A 23,726-nucleotide genomic window follows, 5' to 3' on the forward strand; every position below is an offset into this window, starting at 1 on the left:
CAGCCCTGCACAGTTCAGTTCAGCTCTTCGGCCAGCGCGAGGATGATGCCGCCCGGCCCGCGGAGGTAGCACAGCAGGTAGGCGTCCTCGTAGCGGGTCACCTCGCCGACGAGCTCCGCGCCGTGCGGGCGGAGGCGGGCGAGGGTGTCCTCGATGTCGTCGACGGCGTACATGACGCGGTGCAGGCCAAGCGTGTTCGACGGGGTGACCGCCGGCTCGGGGGTGATCGACTTCGGGCTGTGGTACGTCGCCAGCTCGAGCCGGCCCGGGGCGCCCGGGACCCGCATCATCGCGATCTCGCTCCGCATGCCGTCGAGCCCGACGACCTTCCCCGCCCAGCTGCCTTCGATCGGCATCCTCCCCTCCAGCTCCATGCCGAGCTCGGCGAAGAACGCGACGGCGGCGTCGAGGTCGTCGACGACGATGCCGACGTTGTCCATGCGCTTGATCGTCATGCTGCCGAGCATATGGGCAACGACGGGGGCACGCTCAGGCGAGGCGGGTCGTGACGGCGGTGGCCATCGCCTGCTCGCCGGCGGCGTTGGGGTGGAACGGGGCGGCGGCGTTCTCCGGGACGACGCCCTCCACCCAGCGGACGCTCTTGGAGCGGCAGACGTCGTGGCCGACCGACGGCGTGTAGGTGTCGGCGTATTCGGCGCCGTTCGACGCGGCGGTCTGGGCGAGCATCGCGTTGAGCGACTTCGCCACCGTGCGCAGGTACGGCACGTCACCGAACGCGAACGGCACCGCCGGCCAGCAGCCGTAGCCGCGGTCGGGCACGATCGCCGGATAGCCGACGACGACGATGCGGGCGGCGGGCGCGGCTGCGCGCACGGCCTGGATGACGGCCGTGACCTTCGGGGCCGTGGCGGCGATCCGGGCCTGGAGCTGGTCGGTGCCGCCGGCGGTGTACCGGTCGCGGCAAGGCGTGCCGAAGGGGTCGCCGACGCCGTCCTGGGCGCACGCCGTCACGATGCCGGTGAAGCCGATGTCGTTGCCGCCGATGCCGATCGTGACCAGCGCCGTCGCGGCGGTGACGGCGGAGATCTGGGCGGGGACGGGCAGGCCGAGGGTGCCCTTCCCGGGGTTGAGGATGTCGGCGGTGGTGGCGCCGCCGCAGCTGGCGTCGACGAGGGCGGCCGAGCCGATCGCGCGGGCGACCAGCGACGGGTAGTTGCGGTTGGAGCGGACGCAGTTGAGGTCGACCTGGTCCGGGATCAGCGGTCCGGAGGTGTACGAGTCCCCGAGCGCCACGTACCGTCCGGTGGGCGCGGCGGCGTGGGCGGGGCCCGGGGTGCTCAGCACCAACCCGGATGTCAGCAGCGCGGTGGCGAGCAGGGCCAGTCTCATGGCGGTCCCCCTGGCGGAAGGGATGGCGCGGGGACCGAATTCTGCCAGCGACAGCGACATCGGTCAATGGCTGGCGATGGTTGTGAGAACGTGTTCAGGCGCCCGGCCGGCACGGTCCGGTCGACTGGCGGATGATCAGCCGGGAGGTCACCGTGCCGCGGACCGGCGCCGTGCCGTCGAGCACCCGCAGGAGCAGGTCGACGCCGGCCCGGCCGAGCGACTCCTTCGGCTGCGCGAGCGTGGTCAGCGACGGGCTCACCATCCCGGCGAAGGCGATGTCGTCGCACCCGACCACGCTGACGTCGGCGGGCACCGCGACCCCCAGCGCCCGGAACCGGTTGAGCAGCCCGAGCGCGATCAGGTCGTTGTAGGCGATCACGGCCGTCACACCCGACGCCAGGACCAGCTCCCCCGCGTCGACCCCGGCGCCGAACGTCGGCGCGGCCGAGCGCAGCTCGACGAGGTCCAACCCGGCCGCCGACGCGCCGATCCGCAGCCCCCGCAGCCGCTCCCGGTTGGACCATGACGTGCGGGGCCCGACCAGGTACGCGACCCGCCGGTGCCCGAGCTCGCGCAGGTGGGCGGTCACCAGCCGGCTGCTCTCGAGGTTGTCGATCGTCACCGACGGCACGCCGCGCGCCCGGCGGTTGAGCAGCACCAGGGGCGTGTCGGCGGCGACCGATCGGAGGTCCGCCTCGCTCATCCGCGGCGCGCACAGCACGATCCCGTCGACCTGCTCGCGCAGCGCCCGGACCAGGCCGGTCTCGGCGCCCGGGTCCTCGTCGGACTCCATCAGCAGGACCGACAGGTCGGCGGCGCTCGCACCGGCCTGCACGCCCTTGACGACGCCGGGGAAGAACGGGTTCGTCAGGTCCGTGACGAGCAGGCCGATGTTGCCGGTGCGGCCGGTGATCAGCCCGCGGGCGGCCCGGTTGGGCCGGTAGCCGAGGTCGGCGACGGCCTGCCGGACGCGCTCCCGGGTCGCCGCGCTGACCATGTCCGGCACGGACAGCGCCCGGCTGACGGTCGACGCGGACACCCCCACCGCCCTGGCCACGTCGTAGATCGTCGCCGGCATCGGTCCCCCTCCGAATGTCAACGTTGTCACGCAGTCTCTGGTCCACTGCGATCGATGTCAAGCCACGATCAGCCGGTGGCCGCCAGGTACGCGTGCACCGCCGAGACCACCACCGAGCCCTCACCGACGGCGGAGGCGACCCGCTTGACCGACCCGGCCCGGACGTCGCCGACGGCGAACAGCCCCGGCACCGAGGTCTCGAACGCGCCGCGGGTCACCACGAACCCCTTCTCGTCCAGCTCGACGCCCACGTCGTGCAGCCACGCGGAGCGCGGCTGCGCCCCGATCATCAGGAACAGCCCGCCGGCCGCCACCTCGACCTCCCGTCCGGTCGCCCCGTCCCGCCACGTGAGGTGGGTGAGCCGGTCGCCGCCGCGCGCGCCGGTCAGCTCCGACCGCGGGTGGACGGTGATCCGCTCGTGGTGCAGGAGCCGCTGCGCGAGGTAGTCCGACATCGTCTCGGTCAGGTCGTCGCGGCGGATGAGGACGTGCACGTGACCGGCTTGCCGGGCCAGGAACAGGGCGGCCTGCCCGGCCGAGTTGGCGCCCCCGACGACCACGACGTCGCGGCCCAGGCAGGCGCGCGCGTCGATCTCCGTGGCCGCGTACGAGACGCCCCGCCCCTCGAGGTCGGCGACGCCGGGGACGGTCAGCCGCCGGTACCGGACACCGCTGGCGACGACCACGGCGCGGGCGGCCACGTCGGTGTCGTCGTCGAGCCTGACCCGGAACCCGTCAGCGTCACGGGTCAGGCCGGTGACGGATCGGGGCGAGACGAGCCGCGCCCCGAACTTGACGGCCTGCAGCATCGCCGAGCGGGCCAGCTCGCCGCCGGCGATCCCGCGTGGGAAGCCCAGGTAGTTCTCGATCCGCGACGAGGTGCCGGCCTGCCCGCCGGGGGCGACGTCCTCGACGACCACGACGTCGAGGCCCTCGGAGGCGCCGTAGACGGCGGCGGCCAGACCGGCCGGCCCGGCGCCGACGACCAGCAGGTCGCACCGCGCCCCCTCGGGCAGCCCGCACAGGTCGAGCCCGACGGCCGTGGCCAGGTCGCGGGGGCTCGGGTCGGTCAGGACCCGCCCCGCCCCGGTCACCACCGCCGCACCCTGCTCCGGCAGCGCGCACGCCGCCGCGACCTCGTCCCAGGCGGACGGGTCGGAGCGCAGCACGACCCGGAACGGGACGTGGTTGCGCGCGGCGAACTCCCGCAGCCGGCGCAGGTGGTGGTCGTCGTCGCCGGCGAGGACGAGGCCGCCCTCGCCCCAGCGGCTCAGCATGCGCCGCCGGGCGTCGAACGCGGAGATCAGCAGGTCGCCCAGGTCCACGGTGGTCGCGATCAGCCGGCGCAGCTCCTCGACGGGCACCCGCAGCAGCGTGGTGCCGGGCATCGCCACCCCGGCGAGGAACGCCGGCTGCCCCATCAGCATGCCGAGCTCGCCGACGAAGTCGCCGGGCTCCACGACGACCACGACCCGGTCGTCGCGGCGGTCCACCAGGCACAGCCCGCCGGTCTCCACGACGTACAGGTCGTAGGGCTCACCGCCCTCCCACAGCACCTCGCCGCGCGACGGGCGGACCACCTCCCCGGCCGCCTCCAGCAGCGCGCGGTCCTCCGCCCCGAACGCCGGCCACGCCTGGGCCTCGTCCGGCGCGCCGGCCCGCCGCGACGAGTACCGCGTCTGCGCGTCGGGAACTGGGACCGAGCTCATGTGCATGCCTCCTGGTAGCGGGCGGACGTCGCAGCAAGATACCGGAGTGCGAGGATGGCGGGTGATGGAGTCGTACGTCGAGCACCCGCCGGTGGCCGCGTTGGCGCACGTCGTCCGGACGGTGTGGGTCCAGCGCACCGGCGACGTCGCGTACGCGCAGCGGCACCTGCCGGCCGGCGGCGTGGAGCTGCACTTCCCGATCGGCGGGCGCCCGCACCTGCTCGGCCCGCTGACCGGTCCGCAGGTCGAGGTGATCCCGGCGCGGACCACGGTGGTGGGTGTGCGGTTCCTGCCCGGGACCCCGCCGCCCCTGCCGGTGGCCCTCGACGAGCTGCTCGACCAGCGCCCGGGCCTGGCGGACCTGTGGGGCGGGACCGCCGACCGGCTCGCGGAGGCGATGGCCGGCGCCCGGACGCCCGAGCGGGCGCTCGCGCTGCTGCAGCGGCACCTCCTGCGTGAGTTCCGCGGCGATGCGAGCGTGGATCCGCTGGTACGGGAGGCCGTGCGGGCGCTGATGCCGTGGTCGCCGGTCACCGTCGACGCCGTCGCCGGCCACCTGGCGCTGTCGGTGAGCCAGCTGCGCCGCCGCTGCCTGCGGGCGGTCGGGTTGAGTCCGAAGGTCCTGCAGCGCACGCTGCGGTTCCAGGGGTTCCTGGCGCTGGCCCAGTCGGGCGCGGCCGGCGTCGCGGGCCTCGCGGCCGACCTCGGCTACGCGGACCAGGCGCATCTGAGCCGGGAGTGCCTGCGGCTGACCGGCCTGACCCCGCGCGACCTGCTCGGCGGCGAGGTCGACCGCTGTTGCTGCGGCCACGACCACACCGCGTCCTACGAGCCCTTCCTCCGAGGCCGTGCGCGATTCGTTCAAGACCCGGCCGGCGCCCGCGGGATCTGATCAAGCCATGATCCTCGTCACCGGCGGGCTCGGCATGATCGGCGCCCACACCGCCCGCGCGCTCGCCGACCTCGGGCACCAGGTCGTCGTCACCGCGCACCGGCGGGCGGAGGTGCCGTCGTTCCTCGCCGGCCGGGTCACCGTCGAGGCCCTCGACGTCACCGACCGCGACGCGTTCCTCGCCCTCGCCGACCGCCACGAAATCAGCGGCATCGTCCACCTCGCCGGCTCCATCCCCGGCGACGACCCGGTGGCGTACTTCCGCACAGACATGGCCGGGCTGCTCAACGCCCTCGACGCGGCCCGCGCGCGGTCGGTGCGCAGGTTCGCCGTCGCGAGCAGCATCGGCGTGTACATCGGCCGGCCCGAGATCCCCTGGCACGAGGAGCTGCCGCTGCCGGCCGCGCTCCTGCCGCACCTGATCGTCGCGTTCAAGAAGGCCGTCGAGCCGGTCGTCACGCACGCCCTGCAGGGCACCGGCGTCCAGCCCGTGCTGCTGCGGATCGGCAGCACCTGGGGGGCGCTCATGGACCCGGAGTCGCCGTTCAACCCGATCCCGCCGTACATCAGCGCCGTGCTGCGCGGCGAGGAGCCGCCGCCGCTGCACGCCGGCGACGGCGGCGACACCTGCTACGCGCCGGACGCGGGCCGCGCGATCGCCCTGCTCATGACCGCCCCGAGCCTGCGGCACGACACATACAACGTGTCCAGCGGCCGACCGTTCACCTACCGGGAGGTCGCGGACGCTCTCGATGCGGAGGCGCGGCCCGGGGGCGGCGGCGCCCACCCGTACCTCGACATCAGCCGCCTCACCGAGGACACCGGCTTCAAGCCCGAGTTCGACATCGCCGCCGCAGTCGCCGACTACGTCGCCTGGCGGTCCGCCAACTCCCGCTGAAGCAGCGCGTCCTGCACCTCGTCGAGCGTGTCGGGGATCTCCGCGCCGGCGGACACGTCGGGCAGGTCGTCCTCCATCCGGTGCAGCGGCCGGTACGCGAGCCCGAGCGCGCCCCACACGACGAGAAGCACCCCGCACGCGACGAGGACGAGCCCGGCGCCCCGGTCGGTGCCGACGCCCACCACCTCGCCGACGGTCCCGGCGAGCGCGCCGCCGGGGCGCAGCAGCGGCGTGACGAGGGACGTGAGCGGCGGCGCGGTCAGGAACGCGAGCGGGGTCATCGCGACCGCCAACATCTGGTTGGTGGCGAGGACCCGGCCCTGCAGCTCGAGGCCGACCTTGACCTGGATGATGGCGAGCCAGTGGGCGTTGAGGATCGTCAGGGAGGCGTACCAGATGAGGCTGCCGGCGGCGGCGACCGCGGTCGACGGCCGCAGCCCGACGAGTGCGGCGCCGAGGCCGACTCCGATGACGAAGCCGACCATGCCGGTGGCGCGGCGTTCGGCGCCGCCCCACAGCACCATGGCGAGCGCGCCGAGGCCCGCGCCGACGCCGCTGCACGTGGTGACGACGCTGACGGCAGTGGTGCCGCCGAAGCCGTACACGGTGGGGACGGTGACGGCGAGGGCGAGCATCGCCAGGTAGTTCTCGACGACGAAGAACCCGATCATGATCATGAGCGGGCGCCGCCGGACGAGGAACCGCCAGCCGCCGGCGATGGCGCGGGCGAAGGTCTCCTCCTGCCGGCGGAACAGCCGGTCGGGCAGCCGCACGACGAGCAGGGTGCCGACGCCGACGAGCAGCGACACCACGTCGACGGCGACGACCCACGGCATGCCGAGCGCGGTGATGAGCGCGCCGCCGGCGAGGGGCGCGATGAGCATGCCGATGCCGGGCCCGAGGTTGGCCAGGGCGTTGGCCTGCCCGAGGTACGGCTTCGGCACGAGCTGCGCGACCGCCGCCAGGTACGCGGGCCGGTGGAACGCGGTGATCGCGGACAGCAGCCCGGCGAGGAGCCCGACGGTCCAGATCTCCAGCATGCCCAGGGCGAGAAGGGTCACGACGGCCGTCATGACCGCGGCGCCGGCACCGTTGCAGGCGAGCATGATGCGCCGCCGGTCGAGCCGGTCGGCGACGGCGCCGCCGAGGGGCAGCAGCAGGATCGAGGGCAGCAGCGCCAGCATGGTGACGAGCGCGTAGTCGGCGACCCGCCCGTGCTGCTGGTAGGCCCACACGCCGAGGGCGAACGAGCTGAGCGCCGCGCCGATCAGCGACGCGGTCTGCCCGGCCGCCATGAGGTAGAAGTCGCGCAGGTCGCGGCGGGCCTGCCCGCCGGTGACCGCGGTGCTGACCGGCTCCGGTGGCCGCCCCTCCCGCCAGTCCCGAGCGGCGCCGGCGATGCGCTCGGCGGCCGGCGCGGCCTGGTGCTTGAGGAAGTAGTGCCCGGCGCGGGGCAGGACGGCGAGGGCGACCCGGTCGGCGAACGCGCCCCACTCGGTGTAGCGCTCCTCGTACAGCTCGGTGGAGCGGTCCCGGGCACCGATCAGGCACAGCACGGGCGCGCGGAGCCGGCGCCGGTCGGGGCGGGTCAGCTCGCGGGTGAACCAGGTCTGCGCCTCGTCGACGTCGTGCCGCAGCCCGCGCAGGATCGTTTCGGTGTCCAGTCCAGTATCAAGCCCAGTGTCGTCGTCGAGGCCGCCGAGGGTCCGCAGAAAGTCCCGGTACGCCCGGTCCGAGGTCCACCAGGTGGCCGGGATCCGCCGGTGCAGCCACGCGGTGACCCGGCCGGGCAGCCGCGCGGCGGGGAAGCTGCCGCCGACGACGAGCCCCACGACGTCGCGGCCCTCGGCCTCCAGGCGCAGCGCCAGCTCGGTGGCGGCCGCGGAGCCGACGCAGTGCCCGTACACGAGCACCGGCCCGGGCGGCAGGTCCGCGACGATCCGGTCGGTGAGCGCGGACATCGGCAGCGGCGGCTCGTCGGGGCGGGCCGGGTCGTGCCCGGGTAACTCGACGGCGAGGACGGCCGCGCCGGGGACCCGCTGCGCCAGCTCCGTCGCCAGGGGGCCGTACGCGGCGGCGGAGCCACCCCCGTACGGGACGCACACGACGGTGAGCGTGCCGGTCGCGGGCCCGGCCAGGCGGTGCAGCAGCCCCGACGATCCGGTGTCACCGTCGAGGTACGCGGCGAGCTCGCGCACGGTGGGGTGCGTGAAGAGGTCGATGACGCGCAGCTGCGGGTCGATGGCGCGGACCGCGCGGACGGCCTTGAACGAGTCGCCGCCGAGAGCGAAGAAGTCGTCGTCGAGGCCGGGGTCGGCGTCGTCGAGCACCTGCGCCCAGGCCGCCGCGACCCGCACCTGCGTCGGTGTCGACGGCGCGACGCGGGTGGCCGCCGCCGGTGCCGCGGGGGCGGGCAGCGCGGCCCGGTCGACCTTGCCGTTGGCGGTCAGCGGCAGCCGGTCGAGCGCGACGAACGCCGACGGCACCATGTAGTCGGGCAGCCGGTCCCGCAGCGCGGCCCGGATCACGCCGGTGTCGGCGGTCGCGGGCGTGACCCACGCGGCGAGCCGCCGCGTGTGCGCCTCGCCGACGGGCAGCACGACCACCTCGCCGACGCCGGGGACGGCGCGGACGGCGGCGGCGACCTCGTTGAGCTCGACCCGGAAGCCGCGGATCTTCACCTGGTCGTCGACGCGGCCGAGGATGTGCACGAGGCCGTGCGCGTCGACCCGGACGCGGTCGCCGGAGCGGTAGCGGTCGCCGGTGAACCGGTCGTCGCGCCCGTGCAGGTAGCCGCGGGCGACGCCCGGCCCGCCGATGTGCAGCTCCCCCGGCACGCCCGCGGGCACGGGCCGGCCGGCCGGGTCGGTGACGAGGCACTCCACGTTCGGGAACGGGCGGCCGATCGGAACGATGCCGTGGCGGCGCCCGGCGGGGATCTCGCGCACGTCGCAGCCGAGCACCGACACCGTGGTCTCGGTCGGGCCGTAGTGGACCTGGACGCCGAGGTCGGGGCGGACCCGCTCGATGCGCTCGATCAGCTCCCACGGGCATGGTTCGCCGGCCAGGACGAGCTGCGCGCGGGGCAGCAGGGCGGCGAGGTCGCCGTGGGCGGCGAGCAGCTCCAGGTGGCTGGGGACGAGCTTCATCGCGTCGACCGGGTGCGCGGCGAGGTAGGCGGCGAACGCCTCCGGGTCGGTGGCGGTCTCCCGGTCGACGAGGTGCACGACGCCGCCGGTGGTCAGCGCCCCGAACAGGTTCGTCATGCCGAGGTCGGCGGCGTGGGTGGAGACGAGCGCGTAGGACGCGTGCCGCCCGATGCGGTCGGCGACCGCGTGCAGGTAGTGCGCGATGTGCCGGTGCTCGACGGCGACGCCCTTGGGTGTCCCGGTCGAGCCCGACGTGAAGATGACGTACGCGAGGTGGTCCATCGGCACCCGCACGGCCTGCGCCGGCTCACCCGCGAGGTCCGCGACGACGAGCGCCCGGCGGTCCGCGACCCGGCCGGCGAAGGCCGCCTCGGTGAGCACGAACCGCGCGCCGGCCGCGTCGAGGATGTCCGCCACCCGCCCGTCCGGGTAGCCGGGGTCGATCGGGAGGTAGGCGGCGCCGGCCTTCAGCGCGCCGAGCATCGCGACGGGCAGGCTGACGCCGCGCTCGGTCAGGACGGCGACGGGCTCCTGCGGCCGCACCCCGCCGGCGAGCAGCCGCGCCGCGACGACGCCCGCGCGCCGGTCCAGCTCGGCGTAGGTCAGGCTGCCGTCGGCGGCGACGACCGCGGTCGCGTCGGGCGTGAGCGCCGCGTGGCGCGCGATCAGTTGATCGAGTGGCTGTTCCATCGTGTACGACACGCGGCGGCCGGCCGGTCCTGACAGCGCGCCCGGCTCCAGCGGTTGCCGGCCGACCGGCACGTCGGGGGTGGCGGTCAGCCCGTCCAGCAGCGCCAGGAACCATCCGGTGAGGCGGCGGGCGGTGTCGTCGTCGAACAGTTCGGCGCGGTGGACGAGCGAGCCGCGGTAGCCGTCGGCGGTGCGGGACAGCGCGAGGTTGAGGTCGTACTTCGTGGTGCGGATCGGCAGGTCGACGACGTGCGCGTCGAGGCCGGGGAAGCGCATCGGCGCGGGCGGCTGCTCCAGGACGTTCAGCAGCACCTGGAAGATCGGGGTGGTGGCGAGGTTCCGCTCGGGCTGCAGCCGGTCGACGATCCGCTCGAACGGGGTCTCGGCGTGGGCGAGCGCGTCGATCGCGGTCTCCCGCACGCGGGCCAGCAGCTGGCGGCCGGTCGGGTCGCCGGAGCAGTCGGTGCGCAGCACCAGCGTGCCGATGAAGCACCCGATCATCGTCTCGACGTCCGGGTGGTGCCGGCCCGCGGCGGGGACGCCGACGGCGACGTCGTCGGTGCCGCAGACCCGGGCGAGCAGCGCCTGCCAGGCGGCGAGCAGCACCATGAACGGGGTCGCGCCGCCGGCCGCGGCGAGGCCGTCGATGCGGGCGGTGAGCGTGGCGGGCACCTCCACGGGCACCTGCCCGGCCTCGGCGCCGGCGACGGGCGGGCGGGGCCGGTCGGCGGGCAGGTCCAGCACCGGCGCGAGGCCCCGCAAGCGCTCGACCCACCAGTCGAGGTCCACTGTGGACGGCTCCCGGCCGCCCTGCCAGCGGGCGTAGTCGGCGTACTGCACCGCGGGCGCGGCCGGGACGGGCCGGCCCTCCACCCTGGCCGCGTAGAGGTCGGCGAGCTCGCGCAGGGCCAGGTCGACGGACCACGCGTCGAAGGCGATGTGGTGCACGACCAGCAGCAGCAGGTGCTCGTCCGGGCCGGTGCGGCAGATGAGCGCCCGCATCGGTGGCTCCTCGGCGAGCCGGAACGCCCGGTCCCGGAACGCGTCGAGCGTGCCCGCCGTCTCGACGGGCACGTCGCCGGCGGCGCCGACGACCGCGGTGGGGGTGCCGTCCTGGTCCACGAACCGGCTGCGCAGCACGTGGTGCCGCGTCGCCAGGTCGCGGACCGCGGCGGTCAGGGCGGCCACGTCGAGCGCGCCGGTCAGCCGTACCGTGGCCGTGACGTGATAGGCAGCGCTGTCGGGCTCCAGCTGGTGCATGAACCACAGCCGCGCCTGCGCCGGGGACAGCGGCGCGGGAACGCCCGGATCGGTGGCGGGGATCCTGGTGGCGGTGTGGGCGGCGGCACGGCTCGTCACCGCGCGGGCCGCTGCCAGGCGCTGCCGGATGAGCGAGCGCTGGTCGTCGGTGACCGTCACGCCCGCGTCACCTCGGCCAGCAGCAGCGACTCGAGGGCCACGGCGAAGCCCGCGAGGACGGGCTGCTCGAACAGCAGCCGCACCGGCACCGGCAGGTCGAGCGCGTCGCGGAGCCGGCCGACGACGAGCGTCGCGGACAGCGAGTGCCCGCCGAGGGCGAAGAAGTTGTCGTGCACCGACAGGTCGTCGCGGTGCAGCACCGCGCCCCACACGTCGGCGACGAGGTGTTCGGCGTCGCTGCGCGGCGCGACCCGCTCGCGGACCTCGTCGTGCGGCTCGGGCAGGGCGCCGCGGTCGACCTTGCCGGAGCCGTTGACCGGCAGGGACGGCAGCGTCATCCAGCGGCGCGGCACCATGTACTCGGGCAGCGCCGCCCGTAACAGCGTCTCGAGGCCGGGCGGGTCGACCACCGACCCGGGTCCCGGCACGACGTAGCCGACGAGGTGCGGGTCGGCGCCGCCGGCGACGGTCACCACGGCCTCGGCGACGCCGGGCGCGGCCCGCAGCCGCACCTCGACCTCGCCGAGCTCGATGCGGTGCCCGCGCACCTTCACCTGGTGGTCGCGGCGGCCGAGGAAATCGAGGAGCCCGTCGGTGCGCCAGCGGACCAGGTCACCGGTCCGGTAGCAGCGCTCGCCCGGGCGCACCGGGTCGGCGACGAACGCCGCGTCGGTCAGGTCGGGCCGGCCGTGGTAGCCGCGCGCCACACCGGCCCCGCCGATCCACAGCTCGCCGACGGTCCCGGGCAGCGCGAGCCGCCCGGCAGCTGGGGAGTTGGGGTCCATCACGTACACCCACTCCCCCGCCATCGGGGTGCCGATGGGCACGGTGTCGCCGACGGGGGCGGTGACCCGGTGCATGGTGGACGTCACGGCGGTCTCGGTGGGGCCGTAGCCGTTCCAGAACTCGCCGAGCCGGGCCGTCAGCTCCCGCGCGAGGACGGGGTCGACGGCCTCGCCGATGGCGACGGCCCGCACCCGCGGCGCCCGCCAGTCCGCGGCGACGAGCATCCGGAACGTGGTCGGCGTCGCCGTCATCACGGTCACCCCCGCCTCGGTGATCCGCCGCGCCACCTGGTGCCCGTCGACGGCGACGCCGCGTTCGAGCAGCGCGAGGCGCAGGCCGTGGCCGAGGGCGACCCACAGTTCGAGGCCGGCGACGTCGAAGGAGAGCGCGGTCAGGCCGAGCATCACGTCGTCGTGGGTGACCGGCATCAGCTCGCACTGCGCGGCGACGAACGCGGCGAGGCTGCCGTGGGTCAGCTCCACGCCCTTGGGGCGGCCCGTCGAGCCGCTGGTGTAGATGATGTACGCGAGGTCGCCCGGCCCGACCGGCGGCAGCTCGCCCGGCTCCGTCGCGAGGGCGGCGGCGAGGTCGACGACGACGGCTCCGGTGCCTTCGGCGATCCGGCGCGCCACGTCGAGCGTCTCGGCGGCGGCGAGGACGACGCCGGCGCCCGAGTCGGTGAGCTGGTAGCGCAGCCGCTCGACCGGATGGTCGGGTTCGAGCGGCACGTACGGTGACCCGGCCAGCCACCCGCCGACGAGCGCGGCCGGCAGGTGGCGGTCGCGGGGAAGGCAGATCCCGACCGGTCCGGAGCCCCCGGTGCCCCCGGAGCCACAGCGCCGAAGTGCCGTCGCGATCCGCTTCGCGGCGGTGGCCAGGTCGCCGTAGGTCAGGGTGCCGTCGCCGCCGTCGACCGCGACCGTGTCGGGGCGGGTCGCGGCCTGGGCGAGCACCGCGTCCAGGACGGTCGCGGGCGTGCCCGCGGGCAGGTCGGGCCCGGTGCCCTGGGCGAGCAGCGCGGCCCGCTCGGCGTCGGCGAGCAGGTCGAGCCGGGACAGCGGCCGGTCCGGGTCGGCCAGCATGCCGTCGAGCAGCGCCAGGAGCCAGCGCGCCCACCGCTGGACGGTGGCCTGGTCGAACACGTCCTTGCGGTAGCTGATGAAGCCGTCGTATCCGCCGTCGCGGCCGGTCAGCGACAGGCTCACGTCGAACTTGTTGGAGTCCAGCGGGGAGGGCAGGCGCTGCGCCCGTACCGACGGCAGGACGGGGTCCCGCTGCGGCGTCTCCAGCAGGAACAGCATCGACTGGAAGATGGGCGTGGTGGCGGTGGAGCGCTCCGGCGCGACCGCCTCGACGACCCGCTCGAAGGGCGCCTCGGCGTGCGCGAACGCCTCCAGGGTGGTCTCGCGGACCCGGTCGAGCAGCTGCCGGCCGGTCGGGTCGCCGGCCAGGTCGGTCCGCATGATGAGGGTGTTGATGAAGCACCCGGCGACGCCTTCGGTCGCGCGGTGGTGCCGCCCGGACTCGGGCACGCCGACGGCGACGTCGTCGCTGCCACAGAGCCGGCCGAGCAGCGCCTGCCACGCGCCGAGCAGCACCATGAACGGGGTCGCCTGCCCGTCGCGGGCGGCCGCGCGGATCCGTGCGGCGAGCGCCGGCGGCACGGTGAGCGGCACGTAGCCGCCGGTCCAGTCGGCGACCGCCGGGTAGGGCCGGTCCACCGGGAACGGGAGGGCCGGGGCGAGCCCGGCGAGGCGCTGCACCCACCAGCCGACGTGGTCGTCGGCGGGGCGGGCCGCCAGCCACTCGGTGACGTCGGCGTACTGCAGGCGCGGGGGCGCCGGCGGGGTGGTGCCGTGCAGGCGGGCGGCGTAGAGGGCGCCGAACTCGTCCAGCATCAGGTCCTGCGACCAGGCGTCGGTGGCGATGTGGTGCACGGTCAGCAGCAGGACGTGGTGCTCCGGGGCGAGGCGGAACAGCGCGGCCCGCATCGGTGGCTCCTGGTCGAGCTGGAACGGGCGGCTGACCTCGAGCCGCAGCGACTCGGCGAGCGTCGCCTCGGTCGCGTCCACGATGGACAGTTCGATCCGGTCGGCGGGCACGGCGACCGCGACCAGGTCGGCCGGCACGACGACGCTGCGCAGGACCTCGTGCCGGGCGGCGACGTCGCGGAGCGCGGCCAGCAGGGCGTCGGCGTCGAGCGGGCCGGTCAGCCGCAGCACCGCCGGCACGTGGTAGATCGACGTGTTGTGCTCGAACTGGGCGTTGAACCACAGCCGGCGCTGCGACGGCGCCAGTGGCTGCGGCGCGTCCGGGTCGGCCCGGCGCGGGATCTCCGGCTCGGACCCGGCCGCGGCGTCCGCGGCGGCGGCCCGCGCGGCCGCGACCCGCCGCTCCATGAGAGCGCGCAGCGTGTCCTGCTCAGACAAGGTCATAGTCATTCCCCCGAATTTCGTCCATGACAAGGCGCTCCAGCCGCTCGGCGAAGTCCGAGAGCACCGGATGGTCGAACAGCAGCCGCACCGGCACCGCGCAGCCGAGCGTGTCGCGCAGCCGGCCGGCGACGCGGGTCGCGGCCAGCGAGTGCCCGCCGAGGCCGAAGAAGCTGTCGTCGGCGCCGACCCGGTCCGTGGCGAGGACCTGCGTCCACACGTCGGCGACGAGCTGCTCCATCATCGACTCGGCGGGCCGGTGCGGCCGGGTGTCGTCCGGGTCGGGCAGCGCGGCCAGGTCGACCTTGCCGCTGGGCAGCGCCGGCAGTGCGTCGAGCACCACCCACCGGTGCGGCACCAGGTGCTCCGGCAGCCGGCGCCGCAGCTCTCCGGCGGCCTGCTCGCCGGTGGCGGTGCCGGTGAGGTAGCCGACCAGATGCGCCTCGGCGCCCGTGCCCCGCACGGTGACCACGGCGTGCGTGACGCCGGGGTGGTCGCGCAGCGCCGCCTCGATCTCGCCGAGCTCCACGCGGTGCCCGCGGACCTTCAGCTGATGGTCCCGCCGGCCGCGGAACTCCAGGTCCCCGCCGGGTCGCCACAGGACCAGGTCGCCCGTGCGGTAGCAGCGGCCGCCGGGCACGAACGGGTCGGGCACGAACGCGGCGGCGGTCAGCTCCGGCCGGCGGTGGTAGCCGAGCGCGGGGCCGCCGCCGCCGATCCACAGCTCGCCGGCGACACCGGGCGGCGCGAGCCGGTGCAGCGGGTCCATCACGTACAGGCGCTCGCCGCGCATCGGGTGCCCGATCGGCGCGGTGTCGCCGACCGAGGTCACGCGGTGCACGGCTGAGAGGACCGTGCCCTCGGTCGGGCCGTAGACGTTCCACAGCTGCGCGACCCTGGGCAGCAGGTCGCGGGCCAGCGCGGGGTCGAGGGCCTCACCGCCGGCCCACACCCGCAGGTCCGGCGCGCCCGTCCAGCGCGCGGCGAGCAGCGTGCGGAGCATCGTCGGTGGCACGTTCATCAGGTTGATCCGGTGCTCGGCGATCCGCTCGCCGAGCCGGTGCCCGTCGACGGCGCTGTCGCGCTCCACGACGACGCAGGTGCCGCCCGCGGCGAGCGTGGCCCAGATCTCCGCGCAGGAGGTGTCGAAGCTGACCGTGGCGACGGCGAGCATCCTGTCGCCCGGCCCGATGCCGGGCTCGAGCCGCAGCGCCTCGGTGAGCGACGCCAGCCCGCCCTGCGCGACCGCCACCCCCTTGGGTGTCCCGGTCGAGCCGGACGTGTACAGCAGGTACGCCAGGTCGCCGGGTGTGACGGGCGGCAGCGGTACATCGGCGGCGGGCGAAACCTGGTCGAGGTCGAGCACGCGGGTGCCGGCCACCGTCCCCGCCGCCGAGGCGGTCGCGGTGCGGCAGAGCACGGTCCGGACCCCGCCGTCGGCGGCGAGCCACGCGAGGCGCTCCGCCGGCAGCTCCGGCTCCAGCGGCAGGTAGGCGGCGCCGGCCCGCCACACCCCCAGCAGCGTCGCCGGCAGCCGGTGGTCGCGCGGCAGGCACACGCCGACGACCCCGCCGTGGCCGCGCACCACCGACGCGACCTCGGCCGAGGCGTCCCACAGCTGCCGGTAGGTCAGCTCGCCGTCCGCGCCGGCGACGGCGACGTCGCCGGGGCGCTGCCGGACCTGCCGGGCGATCGCGTCGACCACGGTCGCGGGCGCGTCCGCGGGCAGCGGCGGGCCGGCGGCCCGGCCCAGCAGGTCCGCCGCCTCGGCCGCGGTGACGAGCGGGACCCGGGTCAGCGGGCGGTCGGGGTCGGCGGTCAGCTCCGCGAGCACCAGCAGCAGCCGGTCGGCGAACGCGGCCGCCGCCGCCCGGTCGGTCAGGTCGAGGTCGTACTCCAGCTGCAGCTCGGCGCCGCCGGCGGTCTCGTTGACGAAGACGGTGAGCGGATTCTGCGCGCCGCCGCAGCTCAGCTCGCCGAGCAGCTCGAGGCGGACCCCGCCCCGCTCGACGCGCACCGGCAGGCCGGCCGGCTGCGCCGACAGCACCACCGGGGTGATCATCGCGCCGCGCGGCTGGGTGCCGACGGCCTCGAACAGGTCCTCGGTGGACGGCCGGGGCCGGTCGAGCGCGCGGGCGGTCGTCGCCGAGGCCGCGGCGATCGTGTCGCGGACGGTGGCGGCGGCGTCCAGGCGGAGGCGGACCGGCAGGACGTCGACGAGCGGGCCGATGACGCCGTCGAGCTCGGGTCCGGCGCGGCGGGCGACGACCGCGCCGACGAGGACGTCCGCCCGTGCGGTGAGGCCGGCGAGGAGCAGGCCGAGAGCGGTCAGCCAGCCGGCGAACGGTGCGGCGCCGCTCGCCGTGCACACCTCGGCCAGCCCGGTGACGACGTCCGGCGGCACGGGCCGGGTGAGCCGCTCGCCCCGGAACCCGCCGCTGCCGGTGAACAGCTCGCCCGGCGGCGACGCGCCCGCCAGCTCGTCCCGCCACGGGTTTTCCTCTCCGCCGGCGACGGGGTGCATCAGCGCGACGTCGCCCAGCTGCACCGGTGGCGGGGCGACGCTGCCGGGCGCGGCCAGGTCCGCGGCGAGCTCGGTGAGGAACGTGCCGGTCGACCAGCCGTCGAACGCCACGTGATCGCTGACGACGATCAGCTCCGACTCCTCCGCGGCAACCAGGATCAGGTCGACCCGCAGGAGCGGCTCGGTCCCGGACAGGTCGAATGCGTGTCGTGCGGCCGCGGCGGCGATCTCGTCCGACCGTGCCCGCCGCGCCGCCGGGGGCCGGTCGCGCAGGTCGTGCTCGGCCAGCGGCACCGCCGTACCGACGCCGACAACGATTACCGGAGCGCCGTCACGGTCGACGATCCGGCTGCGCAGGACCTCGTGCCGGGCGACCATCGCCGCGAGCGCCGACCTGACCGCCGCGGGCTCGACCGGGCCGGTCAGCCGGGCGCGGAACGCGACCGTCGTCACCGACGGCACGGGGCTGATCTGCCGCAGCGTCCACAGCTCGCGCTGGGTCGGGGTCAGCGGGTACTCCGCCCGCCCCGCGTGCCGGACCGGCCTGCCCGCCGTCTCGCGCGCCACCCCGACGAGGGCCGCGAGGGCGGCGACGGTCGGCTCGGCGAGGAAGTCGGCCAGGGCGACCGTGGTGCCGAACTCGCGGCCGGCGAGGGCGCAGACGCGGGCGGCGGCGAGGGAGTGCCCGCCGAGGTCGGTGAAGCGGTCCTCGACGCCCACCCCGGCGATGCCGAGCACGTCACCGACGATCGCCGCGATGGTGGTTTCGGCGGGTGTACGGGCCGCGACGAAGCCGGTCCCCGCCGGGCGGCCGGGCGGCAGCGGGGGCAGGGCGGCCCGGTCGACCTTGCCGTTCGGGCCCAGCGGCAGCCGGTCGGCGACGCCGATCCGGGTCGGCACCAGGTGGTCCGGCACCCGCCGGCGCAGCCAGGCGCGCAGGGTCCGCTCGTCGGCGCCGGCCGCCTCCACGTGCCCGACCAGGTGCTTGACCCCATCGGCGTCGGCGTCGGCGACGGCCAGCACGCACGCGCGGCGGACGGCCGGGTGGCGTGCCAGGACCGCCTCGACCTCGCCCGGCTCGACCCGGTAGCCGCGGATCTTCACCTGGTCGTCGGCGCGGCCGGCGAAGCGCAGCACCCCGCCGGCGCCGCGGACCAGGTCGCCGGTGCGGTACATCCGGCCGCTCGCTTCGACGACGAACGCGCCTCGCTGGTCGTCGCCCAGGTAGCCGCGGGCGACCACCGGGCCGCCGATCCACAGCTCGCCCAGCTCGCCGTCCGCCACGGGTTGGCCGGCGGCGTCCCGGACCTCCATCACCGCGCCGGCGATCGGGCGCCCGATCGGCGGCTCGTCGGTGCCGTCCCGGCCGATCTCCGCGACCGCGCAGGTGGTGGTGCACTCGGTGGGGCCGTACAGGTTGAGCACCCGCCGTACGCCGGGGTTGGCGTAGATCCGGTCGACGAGCCCGCGGGTCAGCGGCTCACCACCGGCGAACACGGCCCGCACGCCGTCCGGCAGCGGCTCGCGGAGCAGGACGCTGAGGGCGGACGGCACGCCGTATACGGTGGTGACCTCGGCGCGGGCGGGCAGCGTGGGCAGCGCGAGGAGGTTCTCGGCGAGGATCACGGTGCCGCCGGTGACCAGCGGCAGGAACAGCTGGGTGATCGACGGGTCGAAGCAGATCGACGCGGTGGCGAGCATGCCCCGCAGCTCCTCGGCCGTGTACGCGGCCGCCTCCCACCGCAGCAGGTTCATCGTGTTGCGGTGCTCGACGACGACGCCCTTGGGCCTTCCCGTGGAGCCCGACGTGTAGATGACGTACGCCGCGTCGCTGCCGTCGCCCTCGTCGCCCTCGTCGCCCTCGTCGCCCTCGCCTCCCAGCGGGGTGCTGTCGGCGTCGGCGCCGATCTCGTCGACCGCGAGCGTGCCCTTCGCCGTCGCCGTGGTCGTCGCGATCAGGTTCACGCCGGCATCGGCGGCGATGTATTCGAGGCGCTCTGCCGGGTACGCGGGGTCCATCGGCACGTACGCGGCGCCGGTCTTCAGCACGCCCAGCAGCGCCGGCAGCAGGTGCTCGTCCCGGCCCAGGCACACCCCGACGAGCTCGCCGGGTCCGGCGCCGGCGCGGCGCAGCTCACGGGCGATCCGGTTCGCGCGGTCGGCCACGTCCGCGTACCGCATCCGGACCTGCCCGGCGATGACGGCCACCCGGTCGGGAGTGCGCCGAGCCTGCTCCTCGAACGCGACATGGACACGATGAGACACGCGCGGTCCTCCCCCGCCCGCGGCACCGATGCCGCAGCGTTGCCTACCGGGAAATCATGCCGCATCTATCTGTGCTTCGAAACCGCACGCACGGTCACCGATGCCCCATTGATCACCCTCGCGTTTCGGGTCCGGGGGCGCGGTGGGGCGGATCACGTCGGCTCATGCCGGCGCCCGGGGCACCGATGGTCCCCGGCACGGACCACCTGGGTGAAGGGGCGACCATGGCGAAGGCCGACGACATGCTGCAGACGTTCGACGAGCTCATCTCCGACGGCGTACGGCGCGGGCTGGTGCACAACGTCGCCGAGGACGACGCGCTCGACGGCCGCACGGTCACCGTCGACGGCGCCCGGCTGGTCAACTTCGGCTCCTGCAGACCGGGTGGCGCCGGTCGGCCGGACGGACAGCTGAGTCCGGCCGGACGGCGCCGGGCCGATCGCGCCTGACCGACCGTCGCCGGTCCTATACTCGCGCTACATCGGTCCGGTCGAATGCCGCCCAGGAGCGTGATGCCCGTCCCGTCCCTCTCGGGCAAGAGCTCCGAGGACCTCGCCGAGGCGATGCTGGACGCGTTCCCGACCCGGAGCCCGTTCGAGCAGATGCTCTGGTACGACCTGGAGATCAAGCTCGCCCGAATGGTCGGCGACGTGGTCGGCATGGACGACGTCGTGTTCCGGGTCATCACCGACGCCGACGATCAGGGCTGGCTGCCGGATCTCGTCGCCGCCGCGCTCAAGCGGGTCCCGCGCGCGACCCTGCTGTCCAGGTGGGCGGAGCGGCACCCGCACGTGGTCGACCGGAAGGCCGAGCAGCGTGCCCTCGAGGGCGCCCTGCTCGCCGAAGGGACCGGACACGACTACGCGGGCCGAGGCCGGTCGGGCCGGGTGCCGGTCGGACGGAAGCGCACCGTTCACGACCGCATCGAGAGCAACCTCGGTGCCGACCTGGTGCGGACGCTGCTGCTGCTCAACGACCCCGGCAACGGGCAGGTCCTCGCCGCCCGGTCCGTCGACGCGCTCGCGGCCGCGGGGTCGACCGCCGCCACCGCCCGCGTCGTCCGGCGCGAGCTGTGGGAGGTCACGGACCTCCTGCTGGAGTACGTCGAGGACCAGGTGCTCCATCTGATCCCGCTCATGTCGACGCAGGTAGTGGACATCGTCGACGCGGTCACCTTCGCGGTGGCCACGACGCTCCGCCTGGCCGGGCCGGCCATCACCGCGGAGATGCGCACCGAACCGGATCTGTTGCTGCGTCTGCTGACCGAGCAGTCCGACCGGCGACGCCCGGCCTGGGACCACGGTCCCACCAGCCTCCCGCCCTTCCAGCCGCTGATCGGCGCGATCGTCTCCTATCTGGCCGAGGCGGCGCTCGCGGAGCCCGGCTTGACGCTCGCCGGCCTGCACGACCTGGCGGCGTCGGGCGGCGCCGCCGCGACGATCCGGATGGCGATCAGCCGGATGCCGCAGGAGCGCGACCAGGACTCGGGCCGCCCCAACGACAGCTATGCCGTCCAGTACCTGCGCATGGTCACCCGGACGCTGGACACCCTCGAGGTCCTCGGCATCGACCTGCTCACCGAGGTCCGCCGCTACAGCCTGACCACCGCCTACGTCACCCTCGAGGCCACCGTCCCGCGCCCGACCGCGCAGGGCACCGTCGGCTACGACGCGCAGCCCGTGGACGCGGCGCTGCAGACGGCCGGCCGGCTGGTCCTGATCGAGGGCGAGGCCGGCTCCGGCAAGACCACCGTCCTGCAGTGGGCCGCCGTCAGCATGGCCCGCGGCGAGCTGCCCGGCGGTGACCTGCATCCCTGGCACGGCCGGATTCCGCTGTTCGTCCGGCTGCGGCGGTACGTCAAGCGCGCCCTGCCCACCATCGAGGAGCTCACCCGCGAGGTGGCCGGAGCGTCCCTGCATTCGCGCCAGCCGGCCGGCTGGGTCGCCAAGGTCCTCAAGGAGGGCCGGGCGGTCCTGCTGATCGACGGCCTCGACGAGGTCCGGGCGGACGAACGCGCGACGGTCCAGGCCTGGCTGGAGGACCTGACCTGGCACGCCGTCACCGAGCAGCACAACACCCTGGTCGTCACCTCACGCCCGGCCGCCGCCCGCGGCGGCACCTACGACCTCGGCCGCTTCACCCCGCTCACGCTGACCACGATGAGCTTCCGCGAGATCTTCCGGTTCATCCAGGACTGGCACGCGGCGACACTGGAGCGGCTCCCGCCCGACCAGCACGACTCCCACCGGGCCCGCGCCGAACACCTCATCATCGAGATCGACGGGTCGCCGTCACTGCGCGACCTGGCCCGCACGCCCCTGCTCTGCGCGGTCATCTGCGCTCTCAACTACAAAAGCCCCGGTGGCCTGCCCAAGCAGCGCATCACGCTGTACGAGGACGCGCTGAAGATGATGCTCGGCCGCCGTGAACACGAGAAGGGCGTGGAACCCACCGGCGTCGGCGCCGAGGAACGCACCGCCGTGCTGCAGTCCCTCGCTCAGTGGTACGTCGTCTCCGGCCTCTCGGAGGCGCCCCGCGACGACGTGCGCAGCCAGCTGGGCCTGGTCGCCGGCATGCTCCGCGGCGTCGACTGGACCGGCGGGCAGATCCTCGACGACCTGCTGGAGCGCTCCGGTGTGCTCCGCGAGCCGGCCCCGGGCACGATCGACTTCGTCCACCGCACCTTCCAGGAGTTCCTCGCCGCCCGCCACCTCGTCTCCGGGTGCTCCACCCGCATCATGCTCGACCACGTCCGCGACGCAGACTGGCAGGGCGTCATCAGCATGGCGGTCGGCTGGGCCTCGAAGACGTCCGCCGTCGAGTGGCGGCGCCTCACCGACGGCATCGTCGACGCGATCGTCGCCGACGACTCGGTCTCGTCCGGCCGGTCCCCGCTGCGCGAGTTCCTGGCGGAGTGCTTCGAGATGTCCGTGGTGGTGGAGCGGGAGAGCTACGAGCGCGCCACCGCCTACCTGGAGCAGCGCATCCCGCCCCTCAGCCGCGACGAGGTGAAGTCGGTCGTCGCGATGGGACAGACCGCGCTGCCCCTGCTCCGGCGCGTCCTGCAGCACACGGTGCAGGACGCCGCCACCGCGTCCCTGTGCGTGCGGGCCATCGTCGGCATCGGCAGCGAGCGCGCGATCGAGGCGCTGGTCCCCGCGGCCCAGCGCTTCGGGCACGAGCTGGCGCAGGAGCTCGTCGACGCGTGGAGCGGGTTCACGCCCGGCGCGTACGGCAGGGCGGTGCTGCAGGCGATTCCGGACGGCACAGTTTCAACGGTCGTCGTCCGCGACCCGACCGTCCTGCCGTTCATTCCTTACGAACTCAACCTCGACCTGCACTTCGTGCCGGACGTGATCACCGCCGACTTCGCCGACCACGTCGCGCGCGCCCGTGTCAGGTCGCTGACGATCCCGGCATGGCCGGCTGACATGGAGCTCGACTGGCTGCCGACTGTGATGGCATCCGAGGTCGAGATTCACGAGCTGCATCGGTTCGACCCGGTTGACGGGCCTGCCAACGAGACGATCCGTCGCCTGACGCTAAGTTTCGCCGACCGCCTACCCCTCGCCGAGGTCAACTGCTGGGTGTTCCTCCAGTTCATCGAACTCGAGACGCTGACGATCCTAGGCCCAGTCATTCTCCGGAACGTCCACGCGCTGACCCGGAACCCGATTCGGGAGCTGACGTTGGCCGGTGGTGTCCGTGTCGATTGGCACACCGAACGGCTCACCGGCTACTTTCTCACCGAGCTGACGATCGAGGACTTCCACGTTGACGATCTGCTCGCCATCTCCGACTGCGTCAATCTGCAGTCGCTGACGCTGCGTCGGTCGTCGGTCGTCGACCTGAGCGGCATCGAACGTATGGAGCAGCTGCAGTTCCTGGATGTGTCCGGCTCGACGCGGCTCGTCGACATCGGGGCCGTCGCGCACCTACCGGCCCTCACCGACATCGGACTCGGCGGCTGTGACCAGCTGCAGGTGAGCGAGGAGCTGCTCGCCGCCACCGACCTGGACCTCGGCGACGTGTTCCTGGCGGCGCACGAGCATCCCGACGACGTCCGGCCGGGCGCCGACCTCGACGGGGCGGTTCCGTTGCCGCCGCACGACTTCGAGGACGAGGACTTCCGGGACTACCTGACCACGTTCCCCGACTCCGGCGAGGCCACGGACTCCGGGCGGTACCTCGACGGCTGGATGATCGGCACGCTGGAGGAGCTCAACCGCCCGGCGGATCTCGGCGTCGTCTCCTACGACGAACTGTGGGACCTCGGATACTCCGACCAGCAGCTCGCCGACTTCCAGCGATGGGATGACGAGGACTGGGAAGACGAAGACGACTGGGATGACGAGCCGGACGAATCCAGCCCCGGGGACTCGTTGCCCGAGCCGGTCGTCCCAGCCTTGGTGCTCGGGCTGCCCGCCGAACCACCCGACGCGGACGAGGACGACGACGCCGAGATCCCGCCGTTGAACGAGGTCGCGCCGACCCTCGCCGCGATCCGCAGGCATTCCTACCTGTGAAGGAGTCC

11 protein-coding genes are annotated in these 23,726 nt (G+C 74.7%); 4 read left to right on the forward strand and 7 right to left on the reverse strand.

What is annotated here, in order from left to right:
• Nucleotides 1-14: 14 nt before the first annotated feature.
• The 4 genes from ACQEVZ_RS43845 to ACQEVZ_RS43860 form a co-directional block, all read right to left on the reverse strand.
• Entirely contained in the window at nt 15-455 is a 441-nt protein-coding gene (locus ACQEVZ_RS43845; protein WP_433379029.1) for a VOC family protein, read from the reverse strand.
• A gap of 34 nt (nt 456-489) precedes the next feature.
• Nucleotides 490-1,350, reverse strand: a complete 861-nt coding sequence (locus tag ACQEVZ_RS43850) for an SGNH/GDSL hydrolase family protein (RefSeq protein ID WP_433379032.1) — start codon at nt 1,348-1,350, stop codon at nt 490-492.
• A 94-nt stretch (nt 1,351-1,444) separates the two neighbouring features.
• Nucleotides 1,445-2,428 (reverse strand): LacI family DNA-binding transcriptional regulator, encoded by a 984-nt coding sequence (locus ACQEVZ_RS43855; RefSeq protein WP_433379035.1) that lies wholly within the window; start codon nt 2,426-2,428, stop codon nt 1,445-1,447.
• 68 nt (nt 2,429-2,496) lie between these two features.
• The gene (locus ACQEVZ_RS43860; protein WP_433379038.1) at nt 2,497-4,137 is read right to left on the reverse strand and encodes an FAD-dependent oxidoreductase; all 1,641 of its coding nucleotides are present in this window, start codon (nt 4,135-4,137) and stop codon (nt 2,497-2,499) included.
• A gap of 64 nt (nt 4,138-4,201) precedes the next feature.
• Here ACQEVZ_RS43860 and ACQEVZ_RS43865 point away from each other — a divergent pair, with 64 nt between their 5' ends.
• Entirely contained in the window at nt 4,202-5,029 is an 828-nt protein-coding gene (locus tag ACQEVZ_RS43865) for a helix-turn-helix domain-containing protein (RefSeq protein ID WP_354905537.1), read from the forward strand.
• Nucleotides 5,030-5,036: 7 nt separating this feature from the next.
• Nucleotides 5,037-5,927: an NAD-dependent epimerase/dehydratase family protein gene (locus tag ACQEVZ_RS43870; RefSeq protein ID WP_433379042.1), complete on the forward strand. Its 891-nt coding sequence runs from the start codon at nt 5,037-5,039 to the stop codon at nt 5,925-5,927.
• Here ACQEVZ_RS43870 and ACQEVZ_RS43875 read toward each other — a convergent pair.
• From ACQEVZ_RS43875 to ACQEVZ_RS43885, 3 genes are read right to left on the reverse strand one after another with little or no spacing between them, the layout of a single operon-like run.
• Nucleotides 5,894-11,185 carry a non-ribosomal peptide synthetase/MFS transporter gene (locus ACQEVZ_RS43875; RefSeq protein ID WP_433379045.1) on the reverse strand — a complete coding sequence of 1,764 codons (5,292 nt, stop codon included), beginning with the start codon at nt 11,183-11,185 and terminating at the stop codon, nt 5,894-5,896. The genes ACQEVZ_RS43870 and ACQEVZ_RS43875 overlap by 34 nt on opposite strands.
• Nucleotides 11,182-14,406, reverse strand: coding sequence for a non-ribosomal peptide synthetase (locus ACQEVZ_RS43880; RefSeq protein ID WP_433379049.1), 3,225 nt, complete (start codon nt 14,404-14,406; stop codon nt 11,182-11,184). The genes ACQEVZ_RS43875 and ACQEVZ_RS43880 overlap by 4 nt, the downstream gene beginning before the upstream one ends.
• Nucleotides 14,393-19,192, reverse strand: coding sequence for an amino acid adenylation domain-containing protein (locus tag ACQEVZ_RS43885; protein ID WP_433379052.1), 4,800 nt, complete (start codon nt 19,190-19,192; stop codon nt 14,393-14,395). Before ACQEVZ_RS43885 ends, ACQEVZ_RS43880 begins: the two co-directional genes overlap by 14 nt.
• A 224-nt stretch (nt 19,193-19,416) precedes the next feature.
• Here ACQEVZ_RS43885 and ACQEVZ_RS43890 point away from each other — a divergent pair, with 224 nt between their 5' ends.
• Together ACQEVZ_RS43890 and ACQEVZ_RS43895 are read left to right on the forward strand one after the other, a co-directional pair.
• Nucleotides 19,417-19,641 (forward strand): hypothetical protein, encoded by a 225-nt coding sequence (locus ACQEVZ_RS43890; protein ID WP_433379055.1) that lies wholly within the window; start codon nt 19,417-19,419, stop codon nt 19,639-19,641.
• A 63-nt stretch (nt 19,642-19,704) separates the two neighbouring features.
• Complete coding sequence (locus tag ACQEVZ_RS43895) at nt 19,705-23,718, forward strand: NACHT domain-containing protein (RefSeq protein WP_433379058.1); 4,014 nt, start codon at nt 19,705-19,707, stop codon at nt 23,716-23,718.
• Nucleotides 23,719-23,726 lie beyond the last annotated feature (8 nt).

This window comes from Dactylosporangium sp. CA-152071 (assembly GCF_050936335.1).
GTDB lineage: Bacteria > Actinomycetota > Actinomycetes > Mycobacteriales > Micromonosporaceae > Dactylosporangium > Dactylosporangium maewongense.

Excerpts from the sequence above, each read along its gene's own strand:
- ACQEVZ_RS43880 (WP_433379049.1), bottom strand. The coding sequence starts at position 14,406 with ATGACCTTGTCTGAGCAGGACACGCTGCGCGCTCTCATGGAGCGGCGG.
- ACQEVZ_RS43845 (WP_433379029.1), bottom strand. The coding sequence starts at position 455 with ATGACGATCAAGCGCATGGACAACGTCGGCATCGTCGTCGACGACCTC.
- ACQEVZ_RS43890 (WP_433379055.1), top strand. The coding sequence starts at position 19,417 with ATGGCGAAGGCCGACGACATGCTGCAGACGTTCGACGAGCTCATCTCC.
- ACQEVZ_RS43855 (WP_433379035.1), bottom strand. The coding sequence starts at position 2,428 with ATGCCGGCGACGATCTACGACGTGGCCAGGGCGGTGGGGGTGTCCGCG.
- ACQEVZ_RS43895 (WP_433379058.1), top strand. The coding sequence starts at position 19,705 with ATGCCCGTCCCGTCCCTCTCGGGCAAGAGCTCCGAGGACCTCGCCGAG.
- ACQEVZ_RS43865 (WP_354905537.1), top strand. The coding sequence starts at position 4,202 with ATGGAGTCGTACGTCGAGCACCCGCCGGTGGCCGCGTTGGCGCACGTC.
- ACQEVZ_RS43870 (WP_433379042.1), top strand. The coding sequence starts at position 5,037 with ATGATCCTCGTCACCGGCGGGCTCGGCATGATCGGCGCCCACACCGCC.
- ACQEVZ_RS43850 (WP_433379032.1), bottom strand. The coding sequence starts at position 1,350 with ATGAGACTGGCCCTGCTCGCCACCGCGCTGCTGACATCCGGGTTGGTG.
- ACQEVZ_RS43860 (WP_433379038.1), bottom strand. The coding sequence starts at position 4,137 with ATGAGCTCGGTCCCAGTTCCCGACGCGCAGACGCGGTACTCGTCGCGG.